The organism is Nocardioides sp. (assembly GCF_041600255.1).
Taxonomy (GTDB): domain Bacteria; phylum Actinomycetota; class Actinomycetes; order Propionibacteriales; family Nocardioidaceae; genus Nocardioides.
Genome location: NZ_JBFIKK010000235.1, coordinates 1 through 2,105, shown reverse-complemented (window position 1 = coordinate 2,105; position 2,105 = coordinate 1). Strand labels below are relative to the sequence as shown.

General features: G+C 68.9%; 2 protein-coding genes. Both read right to left on the bottom strand.

All coding sequences use genetic code 11. From position 1 onward, the window contains the following. A partial coding sequence (locus tag ABZE72_RS16695) for a hypothetical protein (RefSeq protein ID WP_372730161.1) occupies nucleotides 1-916 on the bottom strand: 916 nt, incomplete at its 3' end. Nucleotides 917-1,035: 119 nt separating this feature from the next. Beyond that, nucleotides 1,036-2,004 (bottom strand): tRNA lysidine(34) synthetase TilS, encoded by a 969-nt coding sequence (gene tilS, locus ABZE72_RS16690; protein ID WP_372730160.1) that lies wholly within the window; start codon nucleotides 2,002-2,004, stop codon nucleotides 1,036-1,038. Nucleotides 2,005-2,105 lie beyond the last annotated feature (101 nt).

Sequence of the window (2,105 nt, the reverse complement as noted above, 5' to 3'; positions counted from 1 at the left end):
TCGAGCCCCTCGCCTCGTCGGAGCCGGGGTAGCTCACGTGCAGGGTGTAACTCTCCGATGCCGTGAAGCGCTCTTCGTCGCGGCAGACCTTCTTCTTCTTCCCCTTCACCGTCTTGGTCTCGCAGACCTCGACGGTGTACGGCGTGGAGCCGGCCAGGTGCGGCAGCACCACGACGGCCGCGGAGTCACCGGCCTGCCTGGTGGGCTCCAGGGCCTGCTTGAGCTCGGTCACCAGCTTCTTCCTCTTGGTGGAGGGGTCCTGGAACTTGACCGTCTTCGAGCCCTGAGTCACCGAGAAGGTCACCTCGCCCAACATCTTGAGGATCTTCGGCTGGCCCTTGGCGACGCCGACCTGGACGGCCAGGACGGAGCCGTCACCCTCGGTGATCTCCTTGAGGGCCTTGCCGACCGGCTGGCCCTTCTTCGCCGCGTGGACCGCAGCACTCGCGGCCGAGGCCACCTTGGTGGCCAGCTTCATCCGGATGTCCGGCAGGTCGAAGAACTGGTAGTTGCGCTTCAGCGCCAACGGAGCGGTGGTGTAGGTCTTGAACCGCAGGTTCCTCGGCACGGTGTCCAGGCTGGAGAACCGGATCACGATGCTGGTGACCACGGCCGGTTCGTACTTGAGCTCGATGTTGTAGAAGCCGTGACCGAAGTCCTCACCCGAGTAGGTCAGGGCAGAGGCCAGCGGGGTCGCGCCGAGGTCGTTGGCGTTGAGGACCGCCACGCTCACGTCGTCCTGGTACTTGCCGAGCTGGTTCCGGACATAGCCGGAGATGTAGGCGATGCGCTTCTTCGCCTGGGGCGCTCCCACCGAGGCCGAGTCGGCCGACTGGGTGGAGGCCTGCGACTGGGCGACGGGGGCCAGCGAGAGCAGCCCGACCGTCATGAGGCCCAGAAGGGTCTTCTTGATCACGATGTTCTTCTTTCGGAAAAAGGGGGGCCGCCCAAATGGGCTGAGCGAATCCTAGAGATCGCCCTGCGCACCGAAGCGTGAATTCGCGACAACTCGTCCGAACGGGTCACCCGAACGGGTCACCCGAACGTTCGAAAGGTCAATCTGCCGTTCTCGCGAAAGCACCTCAGGTGTCCGGGCAGATCCACCCATTTCTGCCCGCTCCACGCCACCACCAGCGCGTTCATCGCCTTCACGTGCTCGTGGAAGAGCTCCGAAGCAGGCGCTCCGGCGGCCAGCGCAGCCAACCGCAGGATCCGCGTCCGCACGGCAGTGGACTGGACCAGTAGTCGCTCCACCTCGAGCACCCCTTCGAACTCGTCGTACGCCGCGGCGGCCAGGTCGTCGAGGTGGTCCATGTCCTCGCGCAGCTGCTCGGCGGTCCGGGCGAGCGTCTCGGTCACGCCGGGCCCGAGCTCGTCCTCGAGCACCGGCAGGACCCGCCGTCGGACCCGGGACCGGGTGAACCGGGGGTCGGCGTTGTGCGGATCGGACCAGTACTCGATCCCCTCCACCTGGCACGCCGTCACGGTGTCGGCCCGGGAGACGTCCAGCAGCGGACGCCGGTAGCGGTCGAACGACCGGCGCATGCCCGCCAGGGATCGCCCTCCCGAGCCGCGGGCCAGCCCGAGCAGCACGGTCTCGGCCTGGTCGTCGCGGGTGTGGCCGAGCAGGATCGCTGCGGCGTCGAACCGCTCCCCCATCTCGGCGAGAACCGCGTACCGCGCCTGTCGGGCAGCTGCCTCCGGCCCCAGGCCCTCGCCCTCGACTCGGACCCGCGCCCCGACCGTCTCGGCGACACCGAGCCCGGCCATCTGCGCGACCACCCGCTCGGCCTGCGCTCCCGAACCCTCCTGGAGACCGTGGTCGACGGTGGCCCCCACCACGTGCCACCCGGCCTTGCGACCCTCGAAGACGCAGGCGGAGAGCAGGGCCAAGGAGTCGGCGCCACCCGAGCAGGCCACCAGCACGGTGGCGCCGGGCTCGACGTCCGCGAGCCCACGCCGTACGGCGAGCCGCACCGCCGCGACGGCCGGGTGCAGCGTCATGGCCGGCTCACCGGGCGACCACGCTCCGGCTCACAGGACCCGGGAGACCCACGCCGCGGGATCGCTGATCTCGGCCTTGGACGGCAGGTTCTCGGGCTTCT

Excerpts from the sequence above, each read along its gene's own strand:
- tilS (WP_372730160.1), bottom strand. The coding sequence starts at position 2,004 with ATGACGCTGCACCCGGCCGTCGCGGCGGTGCGGCTCGCCGTACGGCGT.